Genomic DNA, 17,735 nt, shown 5'->3' with positions numbered 1-17,735 from the left:
TCAGCGCCCTCCCCGACGTCGGGCGCCGAACCGGTCGATGAGCAGGTTGACGCCCACGGTCAGGGTGCCGATGGCCAGCGCCGGCATCAGCACCGCTGGGGCGCCGTCGGCCAGGCCACCGATGTTTTCCCGCACCAGGGAGCCCAGGTCGGCATTGGGCGGTTGCACGCCGAGGCCGAGAAAGCTCATGCCGCTGAGCAGCAGCACGATGTAGACGAATCTCAGGCCCAGGTCAGTGAGCAGCGGCAGGCGCATGTTGGGCAGGAGCTCCATCAGGGCAATGTACAGCCGGCCCTCGCCGCGGGTGCGGGCGACCTGGACATACTCCATCTCGGTCAGATTCATCGCCAGACTGCGCGAGATGCGATAGCAGCCCGGTGCGTAGCCCACTACCGCCATGACGATCAGTAGCGGCACCGACGAGCCGAAGGCCGACACCATGACCAGCGCCAGCATCTTGCTCGGCAGCGAGATCAGCGCATCGACCAGCCGCGACAGCGGCTCATCCACCCAGCGCCCGGACAACGCCGCCAGGAGGCCGAGCCCGGTCCCCAGCACGCAGGCCAGCATCGCCGCCGCCAGCGCCAGGCCCACGGTAAAGCGGGCACCATCGAGGATGCGGCTGAGCACGTCGCGGCCCAGGTAATCGGTGCCCAGGGGATGGGCGGCGCTGTAGCTCGCGAGTATCGCGCTGTCACCCAGGGCGCCCGGGTCATAGGGCGCCAGCCAGACGCCGAAGGCCGCGATGAACAGCCAGAAGACCACCAGGATGCCACCGAGGAGTCCGGTCAGGGACCAGCGCGCGCGGCGACGGGTGCGGGGCGGCGACAGCTGGGTGTCGAGCGTCTTGCCATCCACCGGCACGATGGACGCGCCTCGTACGGAAGTCACGGGTCGGGTCATAGCGTTCTCAGCCTCGGGTTGGACAGGATGGCGCAGAGATCCGCCAGGGTCATGAGGACCAGGTAGGCGCAGCAGAACAGCATGGCGCAGGCCTGGATCAGGGGCAGGTCGCGACTGGCGACGCCGTCCACCATCAATTGGGCGATCCCTGGATAGTTGAAGATGGTCTCGACGATCACTACCCCGCCCATGAGGTAGGAGAGACTCAGGGCCACGGCGTTGGCGATGGGTCCCACGGCATTGGGCAAGGCATGGCGCAACACGGCGCGCACCGGGCCGACACCCTTGAGCCTGGCCATTTCCACATAGGGACTCTGCAGCTGCTCCACCAGGGCCGCCCGGGTCATGCGCGCCATCTGCGCCACGATCACGCAGCACAGGGTGCCCACCGGCAACGCGTAGGCGCGCAGGAAGTCCAGGGGGCCGTCGATGTCGTGGGCGAAGGTCAGCGCCGAAGTCCATTGCAGATGGACGGCAAACACCAGTACCGCCAGGGTCGCCACGAGAAATTCCGGCACGGCGACGATGCCCAGGGTGAAGACGTTGAGCGCGCGGTCCAACCGGCCTCCGGCGTTCATGGCCGAGACGATGCCCAGCCCGAGCGCCAGGGGCACCGACACCAGGGCCGTCACGCCGGCCAGCATCAGCGAACCGCCGAGCCGGTCGCCGATCATGGTGGTGATGGGCATTTGGCTGGCCAGGGACTGGCCCAGATCACCGTGCGCCAGACCGCCGAGCCAATGGAAGTAGCGCAGCAGCGCTGGCTGGTCGAGGCCCATCTGGGCGCGCAGCGCCGCCACCTGCTCGGGCAGCGCGAACTGGCCCAAAGCCTGCTGCGCGGCGTCGCCCGGCAACAGCGCCGAGACGAAGAACACCAGCAGCGAGACGATGAGCAGGGTCAGCAACCCGCCCCCGACCCGCCGGGTGATGAGGGAAAACACGGAAAGGTCCAAAGCCACCTCCTGCTTGAGCGTGGAGCGGCGAGCGCGGTCACGGCGGACCGCACGCGCCGTCAGGCACCGGGCGTCAGGCCTCCAGCCAGACGTGTTCGGCGAACATGTAGCCCATGAAGCCGCCGATGGGGATGATTCCGTAACCGCCGAGCTTGGGCGAATGGGCATCGATGGAACTGGTGAAGATGGGCAGGCCGATGCCGCAGTGCTGGTGGATCAACAGCTGCATGTCAGCGTACATCTGCTTGCGCTTGGCCAAGTCGGTTTCGCCGCGGGAGGCCACCAGCAACTGGTCGAACTGCTCGTTTTTCCAGCCCGACTCGTTGAAGGGTGCATCGGACTTGAAGAATTGCGACAGCAGGATGTTGGCGGTAGGCCGGGCGTTGATGTTGCCGAAACCCAGGGGGTCCTTCATCCAGTGGCTGTTCCAGTAGCCATCGGCGCTGACCCGGTTGACCATCAGGTTGAGCCCCGCCTGACGCGCCGACTGCTGCAGCACCAGGGCCATCTCGTTGGCGTTGTCGGCGGCGGTGGAGGTCACCAGCGGCAGCTTCGCCCCGGCGATGCCGGCCTTCTGGAAGAGGAACTTGGCCTTGTCCGGATCGTAGGGCCGCTGCGGCAGGTCCGCGGCATGATAGGGAGTGCCGGGCATGATCGGCTGGTCGTTGCCGATGGTGCCGTAGCCCAGGAACACCGACTTGAGGATCTGCTCGCGGTCGAACAGCAGCTTCATGCCCTCCACCACGTTGGGATCGTCGAAGGGCCGGTTGGGAATGCGCATGATCAGGTCGGTATAGCTGCCGGAGGTGTTGGCCACCACCTTGAGCTTGCCGCTCTGCTTGAGACGTTCGGCGGAGCGCGGATCCACCGAGACGGTGAGCTGGACGTCACCGGCCAGCAGCGCATTGACCCGCGAGGGTTCGTCGCCGATGCCGATCAGCTCGATCTCGTCCAGATAGGGCTTGCCGGAATTCCAGTAGTTTTCGTTGCGCACGCCCACGGTGCGCACGCCCGGCTTGAACTCCTTGACCTTGAAGGGTCCGGTGCCGTTGGCGGTGGAGAAGTCCTTGGTGCCATCGGCGATGATCAGGAAGGGCGAGATCGCCAGCACCGCCGGCAGCTCGGAGTTCGGCGACACCAGGCGGATCCGTACTTCATCGGGCGCGACCGCGGTGATCTCGGCGAATTGATCGGCCAGGGCCTTGACCTTGGAGCCTACCGCCGGATCCTTGTGGCGCAGCAGCGAGTAGACGACATCGGCGCTGTCGAAGGTCTTGCCGTTGTGGAATTGCACGCCCTGGCGCAGCTTGACCGTCCAGGTCAGGGCGTCCGCGCTTTCCAGGCTGGTGGCCAGGGCCATCTGGGGCTCGAGATGGCTGTCGAACACCGTGAGACCGTTATAGAAGAAATACTGGCGGGTGTAGTCACCGGAAAAGGCGCCACGGGCCGGATCGAGGGTATCGGCGGTGGACGAACCCGCCGCCGCGGCGCGTACCCGACCGCCCCGGCGCGGGGTGCCACTGACCGCGTCCTCGGCCGCGAACACCTGGCCATCGCGGCCGATCAGACTGCCCACGCCACTCGCCAGCAGTCCGGCGGCGCCCAGCAGGCGGAGCGCATCGCGCCGCGAGACACCCCTATGCAGGGCCTCGAAGGCACGCACGCTTTCAGCAGCACCTATCAGGGGACTTCCAGTCTTTTTCTCGGTCATGTCGGCTCGCTCGTTGGGGGCTCTGTCACCAGGGCCGCGTGCCCCTCCCCGGGCGCGCGGCGCTGTCCTCGTGGCCGCCGTGTCGCACGGCCTGGTTCATTACAGCACCGGCCCCTCGTCGAATACCGTCGAATTGGGTGGGCGACGAGACAGAAAAGACCGTTTTGGCCAAGCCGCTCAGCATTGTTTGCGGTGTGCGTCGCCACAGCGCAGCGGGGCCGCCCATGCCCGGGTTTGGCGCGCCGCCAGGACGTCTGGCTGGCCAGCGGGGTGCCGTTTCCGACCAGGCACAGGGCGCGTCCCTCTGCGAACGGCCGGCTCTCGCGGCAGTTTCCACGCCGCGCGCCAGCCAGACACAGAAGAAAATGCCAGGGTGCCCGTTGACCTGCAGAAACGACAAAACCGCCCGCCCGGACACTGCGATTGGCAGGGTCCGGGCGGGCGGTTCGTTGCTCAGGATCTAGGTTCTGTACGAAAAGTCGACGAGCGAAGGTCAGGCGAGGCGAAAAAGGCTGAGGAAGCGGAGTTTACGAGCGGTAAATGAGCATTCCGAAGCCTTTTTCAACGAAGCATCACCGAGCGCAGGCACTTTTCGTACAGAACCTAGTGCAGGCGATCTTGGACCCGGTAGTACAACCCCACCAGGGGCAGGAACCAGGGCTTGCCGAAGTGGCCAGGAATGGCCGGCCAGTCCAGCACCCGCCAGGGGTTGGCCTGGCTGCGGCCTTCCAGCACCTCGGCCATCACCCGGCCCATGTGTACCGCCATCTGCACGCCGTGACCGCTATAGCCCATGGCATAGAACAGGCCGTCCTGCTCGCCGGCACGCGGCAGGCGGTCGGCGGTCATGTCCACCAGCCCGCCCCAGCAATAGTCGATGGGCGCCTGGGCCAGGCTGGGAAACAGCTGCCCCAGGGCAGCGCGCAGCACGGCGCCACTCTTGGCGTCCTGGCGTGGATCGGACAGCGCGAAGCGCGCCCTTCCCCCAAAGATGAGACGGTGATCCGGGGTGGTACGAAAGTAGTTGCCGATGATGCGGCTGGTCACATAGGTCCGACGATTGGGCAAGAGCTCGTCCAGCTGCGCCCTGGGCAGCGGCGCGGTGGCGATGATGAAGCTGCCCACCGAGGCGATGCGTCGGCGAAACCACTGGAAGGGACCAACCCGCGCATTGCCGGTGGCCACCAGTACCTGACGGGCGCGCAGCTCGCCCTTGGCGCTGAACACGCGAAAGCTGCCATCGGGCAGCCGCTGCAGATCACTGACTGCCGCGCCTTCGTACACCTGGGCGCCACGCCGGACCGCCGCCTCCGCCAGCCCCACGCCGAAGCGCCCCATATGCATCTGGGCGCCGTTACGCTGCAGGAGTCCCCCGTGGAAGCCGTCGGAGGCCACCTCGACGCGCACCTGGGCGGCGCTGAGCAGCTCCACGTCCGGGTCCACCTCCTGGCGGATCAGCTCGCAGGTACGCGCCAGATTGTCATAGTGCTGCGGCTTGGCCGCCAACTTGAGCTTGCCGGCTTTGTGGAAATCGCAGCCGATACCCTCCTCGGCGATCACCGCCTCCACGCTGGCCACCGCATCGGCATAAGCCTGGTAGAAGGCCCGCGCGCGCTCTGCACCCAGGCTGGCATGCAGGGCCGCGTAATCCTGGGCGACACCGGTGTTGCAGTGTCCCCCGTTGCGCCCGGAGGCTTCGCCGATCACCCGTCCGGCCTCCAGCACGGCCACGCTGGCACCGCGCCGGCGCAGGGCCACCGCGGCCGAGAGCCCGGTGAAGCCGCCGCCGATGACGACGACATCCACCTCGCCCGCCACCGGCCCCGGGGTGGCCCCGGTAAAGCCCGGCGCGGTCGCGAGCCAGTAGGAATCGGACGATGCAGGGCCAAGACTCATGGGCAGGCGCTCCGGCGGCTCAAGGTATTATTCGAGACCGACCACGGCGGCCAGGCCGCCGATGTCCTTGATCTCGGTGTTGCTGTAGAACGGCGTGCTCGGCTCGTGACCGCGATTCACGAACACCTTGTTCTTGATGTTCATGTAGTCGGCCGGGATGAGGTCGTAACGGAAGCTCGACGACACGTGCAGCACGTCTTCCGGACCACAACCAAGGGTGTCGAGCATGTATTCGAAGGCCTGCAGGCGCGGCTTGTAGGCCTGGCCCTGCTCGGCGGTGAAGACCCGGTGGAAGGGTACGCCCAGCTTGTCGACGTTGGACATGATCTGCTCGTCGGCGGCGTTGGAATAGATCACCAGCGGGATCTTGTCGGCGATCTTGGCCAGGCCCGCGGTCACGTCCGGATGCGGACCCCAGCTCGGCACCGCCTCGTAGTAGGCATTGGCCTCGGCATCGGTGAAGGAGATGCCCCAGCGCTTGCAGGTACGCTCGACCGCTGTGTACAGCACCTCCGAATAGGGCTTCCAAGCGCCAAGCACCTCGTCGAAGCGATAGCCGTTGAAGTCCTTGCAGAACCTATCCATCGCCTCGGCCGGGATGCGGTCGGCGAACATCTCGCGGGCCATGTCGGACATGCGGAAACGGGTCAGGGTGCCGTAGCAGTCGAAGGTGATGTACTTGGGCCGAAAGGCGGTCATGGCAAGGGTCCTTTGACGGGAATGGTAGGTGAAGGCCGGAACGCCGGTGGCGCCCCTGGCAAGCATTACAGCATTGGCGGGCCTGACAGTTGTCCGCTTTCAGACGCCGCGAGAGATAGAAAAAACCGTTTTACCGGTAGGGCCCAGCATTGTTTGCGGTGTGCTCAGGAATGCTCCAGATCGATCAGCACACTCTTGCTGCGCAGCGTGGCCTCATAGGCGGCGCGGCCCAGGTCCTTGCCGATGCCAGAGCGCTTGTAGCCGCCGGTGGGGATGATCCAGTCGTGGCTACGGCCATAGCGATTGACCCAGACGGTACCGGCTTCCAGCGCCCGGGTCAGGCGCAGCGCCCGGCCGAGGTCGGCGGTGTGCACGCCGGCCGCCAGGCCGTAGGTAGGGTGGTCGGCCAGCGCCAGGGCCTCGGCTTCATCGTCGAACACCTGCACGGTCAGCACCGGGCCAAAGATCTCTTCGCGCACGGCGGGATTGTCCGCGCCAACCGCGGTGATCAGCGTCGGCTGATAGTAGGCGCCGCCTAGTCCCTCCTCCAGCGCGCCACCGACCAGGATCTCCGCGCCGGCCGCCTGGCTGCGGGTGACGATGTCCTGGATACGTTGGCCCTGGCGCTGGGAAATGATCGGGGACAGCGTCGCTTCTGCCGACCAGGTCGGCCCCGGACGCAAGTCGGCGAAGGCCGCGCGGATCCCTTCCAGCATCGGCTCCAGGGCGGCGCGCTGCACCAGCAGGCGCGAACCCGAGACGCAGACCTGGCCGGCGTTGCCAGTGATGGCGGCCGCCACGCTGCGGGCGGTCCGCGCCAGATCCGGCGCATCGGCGAACACCAGCTGCGGACTCTTGCCGCCCAGCTCCAGGGTCACCGGCTTGGGGCCGCTCTCGGCGCAGGCGGTCATGATGGCCGTGCCGGTACCGGTGGAGCCGGTAAAGGTGACCTTGCCGATGCGCGGATGCCGGCACAGGGCATCGCCGGTCACCCGGCCATCACCCTGGACCACGCTGAGAATGCCAGCGGGCAGCCCGGCCAGGGTGGCCAGTTCGGCCAGGCGCAGGATCGAGAATGGCGTCAGCTCCGACGGCTTGATCACCACCGCATTGCCGGCCGCGAGCGCCGGCGCGATCTTCCAGCCGGCCATGCTCAGGGGGAAATTCCAGGGCGCGATGGCGCCCACCACGCCATAGGGCTCGGTGATCTGCAGGCCCAGGTGGCTGGTGGCGGTGGCCGCCACCTCGCCACCGTGCTTGTCGGCGAATTCGGCAAAGAAGCGGATGCCCTCGGCGACATAGGGAATGTCCCAGGCCAGCACCTCGCGCAGCGGACGGGTCGAACCCACCGCCTCCAGCGGGCCGAGGATTTCACCATCGGCTTCGACCAGATCGGCCCAGCGGCGCATCACCCGCGCCCGCTCCCGCGGCGGTCGGCTGGCCCAGTCGCTGGCCTTCCAGGCGCGCCAGGCGCCCTCCACCACCTCATCCACCAGGTCTACCGAGGCGCACGGCAAACCACTCTGGAACTGGCCGTCCGAGGGGCGGAAGACCTCCAGTTCGGCGGTGGCATCGCGGCTGCGGCCGCCGATGAAATGGGCACAACGAACCGCAACTTCTCTGGGGTCGAACGAGGCCATGGCGCGCTCCGCTAGGGCTGTGGGCTTGGCCCCATGCTAGGCCGGCGGGCCGCCATCTTTTGCCGAACTGGCCCGGACCTTCGGTGCCTCACGCCGCTGCGTCCTGCTACCGGCAACCGAATCTGCCGTCGGGCCTTGCTAGGCTGACGTCTGCATCAGCCAGACCCGAACCGGAGCCCCGCCGTGTCCCACGCCACCCTGAGACCTCTGCGCGAAACTGACCTCGCTACCGCCTACCGCCTGTCCCAGGCGCTGCACTGGCCCCATCGGCTGGAAGACTGGCAATGCCTGTTCCATACCGGAGAAGGCCTGACGCTGGAGGACGACCAGGGGGTGTTCGGTACCGGCTTCTGCGTCCCCCAGGGCGATTACGCCACCATCGGCCTGGTGATCGTCGCCGACAGCCACCAGGGCCAGGGTCACGGTCGCCGCCTCATGGACGGTCTTATCGGACTGGCCGGCACCCGCACACCACTGCTGGTCGCTACCCTGCGCGGTGCCCCGCTCTACCGCAGCCAGGGCTTCGTCTCCTACGAGCGCATCTATCAGCACCAGGTCGCCACGTTGCCGGCCATGGACGAACAGCAACACCCGCTGGAAAGCCAGGTTCTGGAGTTGACCCTGGCCGCTGTCCCCCAGCTTCAGCTTCTCGCCCAGGCTGCTACCGGCCTGGACCGCACCACCCTATTACAGGAGCTGCTGCCGCAGGCCGAGCGCATCGTCGGTCTGGAGCGTGACGGCCAGCTGCGCGGCTTCGCCTTGTTGCGCCCTTACGGTCGCGGTCTGTCGGTCGGCCCGGTGATCGCCGAATCCGGCGACCAGGCCAGGGCGCTGATCCTTGCCCTGCTCCGTCACGCCGAAGGGCGTTATGTACGCTTTGATGTGACGGCTCGTAGCGGCCTCAATCCCTGGCTCAGCGAGCTGGGCATCCCCCAGGTCGACGAGGTCGAGCAGATGGCCAAGGGCGAGGCACCGGTGTCCCGCGACGGGGTGGATCAGTTCGCGCTACTGACCCAGGCGTTGGGCTGAGGGGCAACCTACCTGGCAGCGCGGCTCAGACCTTGCCGGGTCAGCTGCCCGGTCCATTCAACTCGACACCTAGCGCCACTCGCACCCCGCCACGCGATTACAGCTGGTGCGGGCGCGGTCCCCCTGTGAGGTGGAAAAGCGGCTGATGACGTTCCAGCCCAGCTGGCGGGTGCGACCCAGCCAGAGGTTGCCGTCGCTGGTCAGGCCGCTGAAGAACTGCAGCCGTCCGAGGCGGGTACTGGTCTGGGACCAGGACAGACCCGAGACCGGATCATAGCCGCGCATCAGGGTGTCATTGCCCTGCACCGCCACGCTGTACCAGCCCCCCTGCCCGTCCTGGCAGCGCAGCACGAAGGCGCTACGCACGCAGGTATTGGCGGGCTTGAGGCTGGGAATCACCGCCAGGGCGGAATGCAGCGGCAGCACCAGCGCCAAAGACAGCAGGCCGGCACGCAGGATCGCAGTCGGGGTCATCACGGCAATCGATCGAGAACGGGACGCCCAGCATGAGGTAAATCCGGCCGCCCTGCCAGCCATCATGAAGGGCTCTGACCTCAGCTTCTGGCGGTCCGCCAGAGGCGGCCGATGTCGCGGGCGGTACGCTCCAGCAGTACCTCGGCCTGGGCCAGCGCCTCGTCAAGGCTGAGCGGCCCGGAAACCAGGCTGAAGGCCGCTGTCAGGCCCTGCTCATAGAGGGCGTCGTAGCCCTCGCCCAGGGAGCCAGCCACAGCCACCACGGGCACGCCCTGGCGCTGCGCCAGGCGCAGCACGCCGGCGGGCGTCTTGCCCCTCAGGGTCTGGCCGTCGAGCCGCCCTTCCCCGGTCAACGCCAGATCAGCGCCCGTCAGCGCTTCCTTCAGCCCCACCAGGTCCGCCACCACCTCGATACCGGGGCGGAAGGTCGCCCCGAGAAAGGCCAGGGCGGCAAAGCCCACACCGCCGGCGGCGCCGGCACCAGGCCGCTCGCGGACATCGCGGCCCAGCGTGGCGGCGGTGATCGTGGCGAAATGCGCCAGCGCGCCATCGAGTTCCTGTACCTGTTCGGGCGAAGCACCCTTTTGCGGCCCGAAGACATGGCTGGCACCCTGGGGGCCGCAGAGCGGATTGTCGACATCGGCGGCGATGACCACCGCTACCTCGGCCAGACGCGGGTGCAGGTCCGCCAGGTCGATGCTCGCCAGGTTGGCCAGGGCCGCACCACCGGGTGCCAGCGCTTGCCCTTGGGCATCCAGCAGCCGCGCGCCCAGGGCCTGCAGCAGCCCCGCGCCACCGTCGTTGGTGGCGCTGCCGCCGATGGCCAGAACCAGACGCTCGGCCCCGGCATCCAGTGCCGCCCGCAAGAGCTCACCCGTCCCTCGGGAGGTCGCCACCCGGACATCGCGACGCGCCTTCGGTACCAGCTCCAAGCCACTGGCGCTGGCCATCTCGACGAAGGCGGTGCGCTGCTCGGCCAGCCAGCCCCAGCGGGCGGTTACCGCTTCGCCCAGGGGGCCGGTCACCTGCGCCTCGCGCACCTCGCCGTCAGTAGCCGCGAGGACCGCGTCCAGGGTGCCCTCACCGCCATCGCCCAGCGGGCACTCGATCAGCTCCGCCTCCGGCAGGGCCTGGCGCAGACCTCGGGCCAGGGCGCGGGCGACGCCGGCGGCCGACAAACTTTCCTTGAAGGAATCAGGGGCGATGACGATCTTCATGAGCGATTCTCCGTTGTTGTGCGCCGAGTGTTTCCCGGATCAGGCGGCACTACAACGGGACGAATGCCCAGCGAAGATGGATCACGACTAGGCGTCTGCCCAGTGATGATCCATTAGCAGCAACGCGCAGTACAGTTCGGCGGCGTCGGCGAAGCGACGTGGATCCCGACCCGTCAGCGCCTGGATACGATCGAGTCGATGACGCAGGCCGTTGCGGTGCAGCCCCAGCGCCTCGGCGCAGGCCTGGGGGCTGGCATCCTGGGCGAACCAGCTGTGCAACGTCGCCAGCAGCTGACCCTCTCGATCAGCCTGGCGAAGCCGCAGTAGCGGTTCCAGCAGCCAGGCGCCGTCCGTGCGGGAGACCTGCCCCTGCAACCAGGTCGGCAAGGCCAGGTCATCCAGGCGCACCTGAAGGCGTTGCGGTCGCAGTCGCCTTGCCACCGCCAGCAGATCCAACGCGCGCAGGGTTGTCTCGGCCAGCCCTGTCCAAGGCCGTATCTGGGGAATCCAGGCGCTGCGTGCGAGTGCCCAGCCTTGGGCCGGCAATTCCTCCAGGAGCGCCTCCGGGGCCTCCGCCCCTGGGCGATACCAGAGCCACTGACCGTCCTCACGCGGCAGGCACCAGCTGTCGGGCACTCGCCGCTGTGCCCAGTCGCCAAAGTCTGGCGCCGGCGCGGCGAACGCCAGCAGCAGAACGTCCCGCGGCAGGTCCGGTTTCAGGCCGAGCAGAGTGGCATGGCGACCCAGCTCGACTGTCGCACCCGGTGCCAGCAGCTGACGCAGCAGGGGCGTTGTCATGAAGGGTGTACTGGGCAGCTGCCCGGTTGCCTGTTCGATGAGCATTTCGGCCGTCAGGCGCAAGAGTTCGGCCGGCAGGCGCAGCTGCTCGGCGTCCTCGCCTGTCACCCCGAGCACCCCGACCAGCTCGCCCTGGCGATACAACGGCAGGTTGATCCCGGCCTGGGCGCCGGGCAGCCGGGCAGCGGCAGCCCGATCCAGGGCCACCGCGCGCCCCTCGGCGATCACCTGACGCGCCCCGGCATGACGAGTGAACAACCGTGCGGGATCACCCGAGCCGATGATCAGCCCGGACGCATCCATGACATTGACGTTGCCCGGCAGGATGCGCATGGCGCGCTCGACGATTTCCTGCGCCAGGGTCTGGCTCAGTTCCATGGCCACCTCTAGAGTTGAAGAGCGCCTGCACGGCGCGCCGTCACCTTAGAGGCCTCCCCACCGCTGGGCAAGCCGACGGGGAGCCAGGCGCTACTCCGCGGTGCTCAGCACCCCACGACGCACCTGGTCGCGCTCGATGGATTCGAACAGCGCCTTGAAGTTGCCCTCGCCGAAACCGGTGTCGCCCTTGCGCTGGATGAACTCGAAGAACACCGGCCCCAGCACGGTCTGGGAAAAGATCTGCAGCAACAGCCGGCGCTCGCCATCTTCGGCGCTGCCATCGAGCAGGATGCCACGAGACTTCAGCTCCTCCACCGGCTCGCCATGATTCGGCAGGCGGCCTTCGAGCATCTCGTAATAGGTCTCCGGTGGCGCCGTCATGAAGCGAGTGCCGCAGGCCCTGAGGCGATCCCAGGTGGCGATCAGGTCGTCGGTGAGGAAGGCCACATGCTGGATGCCCTCACCGTTGAACTGCATGAGGAATTCCTCGATCTGTCCGGCGCCGCGCGAGGATTCCTCGTTGAGCGGAATGCGCACCAGGCCATCCGGCGCGGTCATGGCCTTGGAGGTGAGGCCGGTGTATTCGCCCTTGATGTCGAAATAGCGCAGCTCGCGGAAGTTGAACAGCCGCTCGTAGAAGTCCGCCCAGTAGGCCATGCGTCCGCGATAGACGTTGTGGGTCAGGTGGTCGATGACCTTGAGACCGGCGCCCACCGGCTTGCGCTCGACCCCGTCCAGAAAGACGAAGTCGATGTCGTAGATGGAGCTGCCCTCCTCGAAGCGGTCGATGAGGTACAGCGGCGCGCCGCCGATGCCCTTGATCGCCGGCAGGCGCAATTCCATGGGGCCGGTAGGCATGTCCACCGCCTGGGCGCCGAGTTCGAGGGCCTTGGCGTAGGCGTGGTGGGAATCGCGGCAACGAAAGGCCATGCCGCAAACGGATGGGCCGTGCTCCGAGGCGAAATAGGCTGCATGGCCGGTCTTCTCGCGGTTGACGACGGCATTGATGTCGCCCTGACGGAACAGCAGCACGTCCTTGGACCTGTGGTTGGCGACGTGACTGAAGCCGAGGCTTTCCAGCACCGGCTCGATGACATTCGGGGTGGGCGAGGCGAATTCGATGAACTCGAAACCCATGAGGCCCATGGGGTTTTCAAACAGATCGGCCATGATTGGCTCCTTGACTGGCGACGGGACGGACGATGCCGGCAACGCGGTCTAGCACCAGGTCAAGGGCGGCGCGCAGGAGAGGCCCCGCACGCTGCGGGCGAGGAAGTCACCAAGGAGGAGCTGGCAACCGAGGAATTTCACGAGGCCACCCGCTCCGGGCTATCCGGTTGCATCGCGGGGTGGGCCTGTTGAAAGGCGGGATCGGCTGCGGCTAAGGCCTCCACGCGCAGCAGGCGCGGGTAGACCGACAGGTCCACCTGGAAGCGCCGCGCGGCATAGAGCTGAGGCAGCAGGTAGACGTCGGCCAGCCCCCGTGCGCCGAAACAGAACCCGGTATCGCCGACCTGCGCCTCCACCGCGGCCAGCCCCTCGCCTATCCAGTGGGCAATCCAGTCGAGAATCGCCGGCTCATCCAGGCCCAGGCCGCGCAGGCGATTGAGCACCGAGACGTTATGCAGTGGGTGGATATCGCAACTGATCAGGGCCGCGATACCACGATGGCGGGCGCGCAGCAGTGGATCCGTCGGCAGCAGCGGCACCGCCGGATAGCGTTCTTCCAGGTATTCGATGATGGCGGGTGACTGGTTCAGGACTTCGCCGCCGTCGAGGCGCAGGCTGGGCAGCCGCCCTTGGGGGTTGAGCGCGCGGTAGGCGGGCTGGCGCTGCTTGTCGCTCAGCAAATTGACCGGCACGGCGCGATGGTCGAGCCCCTTCAGGGCCAACGCGAGGCGGACCCGGTAGGACGAGCTCGAGCGGTAATAGGTGTAGAGGTCCATCAGGGCTGCCCCGCGATCGCCTTACCGTTTCTTGTTTTTGCGTAATTCAATTACGTTAAGTGGAATCTGCTCCTGACGCGTGTGACTTGTCAAGGCTGGTCGCTACTCCAGCGGCCAGCTCTCGATCACCTCGATGAAGCGCGTCAACCAGGCATTGGCCTGACTGCCATCAAGGACCCGGTGGTCGATCGTCAGGGATACATAGGCCTTGAGCCGCGCCTGGAAGGTGTCGATACCCTCGATCTCTCGTACCACCACGCGCTTTTCCAGGGCGCCCACGCCCAGAATGGCGGACTGCGGCTGGTTGATGATGATGGGCGTGGCCAGCAGCGAACCGGAGACGCCATGATTGGACAGGGTGAAGGTGCCGCCGCGGACCTCTTCCGGCCGGAGAAAGCCGCCGCGTGCGGCATTGGTCAGCTCCTGCAGGCGGGTGGCGACGCCCAGCAGCGACAACGCCTGCGCCTGGTGGATGACCGGCACGATGAGTCCCTGCTCGCCCAGGGCGGTGCCTATGCCCAGGTTCACATCGGCGAACACTTCCAGGTAGTCGTCATGCCAGCGGCTGTTCACCTCCGGCACCCGGCGCATGGCCGCCACGGCGGCCAGGACCAGGTAGGCCGTGTGGGTCAGCCGCACGCCCTGTTCCGCGAACCGCGGCTTGTGACGGCGCCGGTGCGCTTCGACGGCGGTAAAGTCGGCTTCGAAGACGGTCGTCACATGGGGCGCGACCGTCACCGACTGTTGCAGACGCAGGGCGATGGTCCGGCGCAGGGTGCTGTGCGGGACCTGGGCGGCCACGCGGGGACCCGCAGACGGCGCCGGCCGTTCCGGTGCTGCTTCCTCGGTGACTGCTGGCACCGACTGTTTTCCTGCCGGCTGCGTGCGCTCGGCAATGACCTTGAGCACGTCCTCGCGGGTCAGGCGGCCGTCGCGCCCGGTGCCCTGCTCCGCCAGCGCCTCCGGGTCCAGGTCGTGCTCCGCCAGCAGGCGGCGCACCACCGGCGACAAGCGCAACGCGGGATCGAAACGGACCTGCTCGCTCTCTGACGATGGCGGGGCTTCCGCATTTGGCGCCGGCTGGGGTTCGAGCGACTGCCCTGCACCCGCGCCGATACGGCCGAGCACGGTCCCCGGTTCGACGTCGCCGCCCGCCACCTCAAGTATCTCCAGGATACCGGCCGCCGGTGCGGCGACCTCCACCACCACCTTGTCGGTCTCCAGCTCGACCACGGGCTCGTCCTTGGCGACTGGCTCGCCGCTCTCCTTCAACCAGCGGCGGACCTCGGCCCTGGTGCCATCGCGCTCCAGCGGCGCGCGGATCTCCACCGTTGGCGGGTTCTGCACGGTCAGATCGTTCATGTCAGAACCCCACCAGTTCGTCGATCTTGGCCTGGATCCGCGCTACCGAAGGCAAGACGAATTCCATCAGCGTCGGATGATGCGGACTGGGGATGTCGGGCATGGTCAGCCGGGCCACGGGGGCGTCCAGTTGCAGAAAGGCCTGCTCGGCGACCACGGCGGCAATTTCAGCGCCGAAGCCCGCCGTGCCCAGGTCCTCATGGACGATCAGGCACCTATGGGTGCGGTTGACCGAGGCCAGTACCGCCTCGCAGTCCCAGGGCATTAGGGTGCGCAGGTCGATGACCTCTACCGAGCGACCCTCGGCGGCGGCCTCGCAGCGCTCGACCATGGCTCCCCAGGTCACCAGCGTCAGGGCGTCGCCGGCTACCACCGTGCGCGCCTTGCCGAAGGGCAGCACGAAGTCGTCACCGGGATAGGGCCGCCGCGCCGAAGCGGCGTCGAGCATGGCGCGGTGCTCGAAGAAGATCACCGGGTCATTGCCCCTCAGGGCCGTACGCAGCAGGCCGACGGCATCCTCGGCATTGGACGGCACGGCCACCCGCCAACCGGGCGAGTGCACGAATTGGACCTCGTTGGTTTGGCTGTGCCAGGGATCGCCGCACTTGAAGAAGCCGCCGGGAATGCGGACCACCATGGGCGCGGCGAAGCGGTTGTGGGTACGCCAGCGCATGGTGCCGCAGTCGTTGATCTGCTCCATCGCCGGGTCGGCATACTTGCGGAACTGGATCTCCGGCACCGGCATCAGCCCCGCCAGGGCCATGCCCACCGCCCGGCCGATGATGCCCTCCTCCGACAGGCTGGTGTCGAAGACGCGCTCGGCGCCGTACTTCTCCTGCAGCCCCAGGGTCACCGCATGAACGCCGCCCTTGGGCCCGACATCCTCTCCGAACAGCGCGACTCGTTCGTTCACCGCCAATTCGTGATCAAGAGTGCGGCGGATGGCGGCGACCATGTTCAGGCGCTGGCCTGCGGGGCTGGGTGTTTCGCTGACCGGTGGCGGCACATAGCCTTCGGGATGCTGTCCACCCCGGAGCTGCGGTTCACCCTCGAAGAACACGTGGCGGGTCACCTGCTGCGGATCGCTGACCGGTCTGGCTTCGGCCGCTTCCCGTGCCGCCTCGACGGCTTCGTGGGCGGAACGCTCCAGCGCCTCCCAGGCGTGCGCCGACAGGCTCGCCGGCATCAGGAAATCGCGCAGGCGCGGCAAGGGATCGCGCGACCATTCGCGCTTCACCGTCGCCGCGCTCTTGTAGGCCTGGGTGTCCTGGAAGCTATGCCCCTGCAGGCGAGGCACCTTGAGCCGCAGCAGGCAGGGACCCTGGCGGTCGCGCACGTGGGCGATGGCCTGCTGGATCAAGGCCGCGCTCTGCTGGGGGTCGCAACCGTCGCCAGACAGCACATGCAGACCCTGGAAGCTGGCGAGGTTCCGGGCGATATCCGCGCCCGGGGTCTGGAAGGTCGAGGGGACGGAGATGCCGAAGCCATTGTCCTCGATATAGAACAGCATGGGCAGCTTCTGGGTGGTGGCGATGGTCAGGGCAGACCAGAAGCCGTTGGTGGCGACCGAGCCATCGCCGCCCATCACCACGCTGATGGAGCGGGCAAAGCTCGCGTCGCCCATCACCCGGGCGCGGTACTCGACGGCCTGGGCCCAGCCGGCGGTGGGCGTGTACTGGGCGCCGACGCCACCGCACATGGGCAGCGCCGTGGCACCCCCCACATTGGGATGGTTGAACACCACACCGATGTCGCGACCGTCGGAATAGCCCCCGGCGCGGGCCATGGACGACCCCAGGGCGTCGGCCAGGTCCACCCCGAGCGCCAGCAGCATCGGCCGCGAGCGGTAGTAGCCGCAGGCCGCGTCGTGCACATCGGTCAGGGACAGGCCCAAAAGGATCTGCGCCAGATCATGGCCGCGCGCGGAAAACTGGTAGAGCACCTTGCGCTCGGGCACCAGCCTCGTTTCCTCCAGTTCGTCGAGGGCGCGCGAGACCAGCATCAGGTAGGCCACCCGCTGCCAGTCATAGGCGGCGTGAGGAACAGGCGCTGCCGGCACAGGCGCGGCCTGGCGAGGCTTCTTCTGAATCACCGTCATCTTGTTCTTGTCCTGTGGTGAGTGCGGTGCCGGCGGCAGGCGCGCCGAATCCCTAGGACAGGATGGTAAGAGCCGGGGCGGAGAAAGTGCTTTTCCGTTTTCTCGGAAAACGCATAATCGGAGCAAGAGCAGGTACGGAAAACAACAAATGAAAAATGAATCTACTCGCGACAGCTATTCGCTGAAAATTCTCGCCGCCTTGCAGCAGGACGGTCGCCTCTCGGTCCAGGACCTGTCCCAGCGCATCGGCCTGTCCACCACGCCCACCTGGAAACGGCTCAAGGCCCTGGAAAAGGACGGCGTCATCCAGGGCTATACCACGGTGGTCGACCGCACCCGTGTCGGGCTGGCCACCTGTGTGCTGGCCGAGGTGAACCTGTCACGCCACGTGGAAAACGTGGTGGAGGAATTCGAGCGCGCGGTGCAGGACTGCCCCGCCATCATCGAATGCTTCAGCACCACTGGCCAGGCCGACTACCTGCTCAAGGTGGTCACCGCCGACATCGCCAGCTACGACGCCTTTCTGCACAGCGTCATCTTCAAGTTGCCGGGGGTGAGCGAGATCCGTTCCGCCGTGGTGTTGCGCGAGATCAAACGTCCCTCACCCCTGCCCCTCGATCAGCTGGGCTGA

The 17,735-nt window shown here is 67.2% G+C and carries 15 protein-coding genes; 2 read left to right on the top strand and 13 right to left on the bottom strand.

All coding sequences use genetic code 11. The annotated features are described in order from the left end of the window. From ACWPW1_RS11255 to ACWPW1_RS11230, 6 genes are all read right to left on the bottom strand, one after another. Entirely contained in the window at positions 1-903 is a 903-nt protein-coding gene (locus ACWPW1_RS11255; protein ID WP_454252932.1) for an ABC transporter permease, read from the bottom strand. Continuing rightward, entirely contained in the window at positions 900-1,856 is a 957-nt protein-coding gene (locus ACWPW1_RS11250) for an ABC transporter permease (RefSeq protein WP_059314804.1), read from the bottom strand. The genes ACWPW1_RS11255 and ACWPW1_RS11250 overlap by 4 nt, the downstream gene beginning before the upstream one ends. Positions 1,857-1,929: 73 nt before the next feature. Next, on the bottom strand, positions 1,930-3,567 hold the full coding sequence (locus tag ACWPW1_RS11245; RefSeq protein WP_454252931.1) for an ABC transporter substrate-binding protein: 1,638 nt from the start codon (positions 3,565-3,567) through the stop codon (positions 1,930-1,932). A 603-nt stretch (positions 3,568-4,170) separates the two neighbouring features. Then, the gene (locus ACWPW1_RS11240) at positions 4,171-5,463 is read right to left on the bottom strand and encodes an NAD(P)/FAD-dependent oxidoreductase (RefSeq protein ID WP_271654766.1); all 1,293 of its coding nucleotides are present in this window, start codon (positions 5,461-5,463) and stop codon (positions 4,171-4,173) included. A 27-nt stretch (positions 5,464-5,490) separates the two neighbouring features. After that, complete coding sequence (locus ACWPW1_RS11235; protein ID WP_271654765.1) at positions 5,491-6,162, bottom strand: haloacid dehalogenase type II; 672 nt, start codon at positions 6,160-6,162, stop codon at positions 5,491-5,493. A gap of 164 nt (positions 6,163-6,326) precedes the next feature. After that, positions 6,327-7,802 carry an aldehyde dehydrogenase family protein gene (locus ACWPW1_RS11230; protein WP_454252930.1) on the bottom strand — a complete coding sequence of 492 codons (1,476 nt, stop codon included), beginning with the start codon at positions 7,800-7,802 and terminating at the stop codon, positions 6,327-6,329. 183 nt (positions 7,803-7,985) lie between these two features. On the opposite strand from ACWPW1_RS11230, the gene ACWPW1_RS11225 reads away from it, so the two are divergent. Continuing rightward, positions 7,986-8,831 (top strand): GNAT family N-acetyltransferase, encoded by an 846-nt coding sequence (locus ACWPW1_RS11225; RefSeq protein ID WP_454252929.1) that lies wholly within the window; start codon positions 7,986-7,988, stop codon positions 8,829-8,831. 69 nt (positions 8,832-8,900) lie between these two features. Here ACWPW1_RS11225 and ACWPW1_RS11220 read toward each other — a convergent pair whose 3' ends face one another. The 7 genes from ACWPW1_RS11220 to ACWPW1_RS11190 all read right to left on the bottom strand — a co-directional run bounded on the left by ACWPW1_RS11220 (position 8,901) and on the right by ACWPW1_RS11190 (position 17,104). Continuing rightward, positions 8,901-9,305, bottom strand: a complete 405-nt coding sequence (locus tag ACWPW1_RS11220; protein ID WP_454252928.1) for a hypothetical protein — start codon at positions 9,303-9,305, stop codon at positions 8,901-8,903. A gap of 80 nt (positions 9,306-9,385) precedes the next feature. Continuing rightward, a complete protein-coding gene (locus tag ACWPW1_RS11215) occupies positions 9,386-10,522 on the bottom strand; it encodes a glycerate kinase (protein WP_454252927.1) in 1,137 nt (378 codons plus the stop codon). An 87-nt stretch (positions 10,523-10,609) separates the two neighbouring features. Further along, positions 10,610-11,698: a CdaR family transcriptional regulator gene (locus ACWPW1_RS11210; protein ID WP_454252926.1), complete on the bottom strand. Its 1,089-nt coding sequence runs from the start codon at positions 11,696-11,698 to the stop codon at positions 10,610-10,612. A gap of 90 nt (positions 11,699-11,788) precedes the next feature. After that, entirely contained in the window at positions 11,789-12,868 is a 1,080-nt protein-coding gene (hppD, locus tag ACWPW1_RS11205; protein WP_454252925.1) for a 4-hydroxyphenylpyruvate dioxygenase, read from the bottom strand. A 137-nt stretch (positions 12,869-13,005) separates the two neighbouring features. After that, positions 13,006-13,644 (bottom strand): maleylacetoacetate isomerase, encoded by a 639-nt coding sequence (gene maiA / locus ACWPW1_RS11200; protein WP_454252924.1) that lies wholly within the window; start codon positions 13,642-13,644, stop codon positions 13,006-13,008. A 102-nt stretch (positions 13,645-13,746) separates the two neighbouring features. Then, a complete protein-coding gene (locus ACWPW1_RS11195) occupies positions 13,747-15,006 on the bottom strand; it encodes a dihydrolipoamide acetyltransferase family protein (RefSeq protein ID WP_454252923.1) in 1,260 nt (419 codons plus the stop codon). A gap of 1 nt (position 15,007) precedes the next feature. Next, on the bottom strand, positions 15,008-17,104 hold the full coding sequence (locus ACWPW1_RS11190) for an alpha-ketoacid dehydrogenase subunit alpha/beta (RefSeq protein ID WP_454252922.1): 2,097 nt from the start codon (positions 17,102-17,104) through the stop codon (positions 15,008-15,010). Between the two features lie 148 nt (positions 17,105-17,252). On the opposite strand from ACWPW1_RS11190, the gene ACWPW1_RS11185 reads away from it, so the two are divergent. Continuing rightward, entirely contained in the window at positions 17,253-17,735 is a 483-nt protein-coding gene (locus tag ACWPW1_RS11185) for an Lrp/AsnC family transcriptional regulator (RefSeq protein WP_059314791.1), read from the top strand.

Source organism: Pseudomonas sp. Marseille-Q7302 (assembly GCF_965111925.1).
The sequence above is the reverse complement of the archived record's forward strand: the minus strand, read 5'-3'. Positions and strand labels throughout refer to the sequence as shown.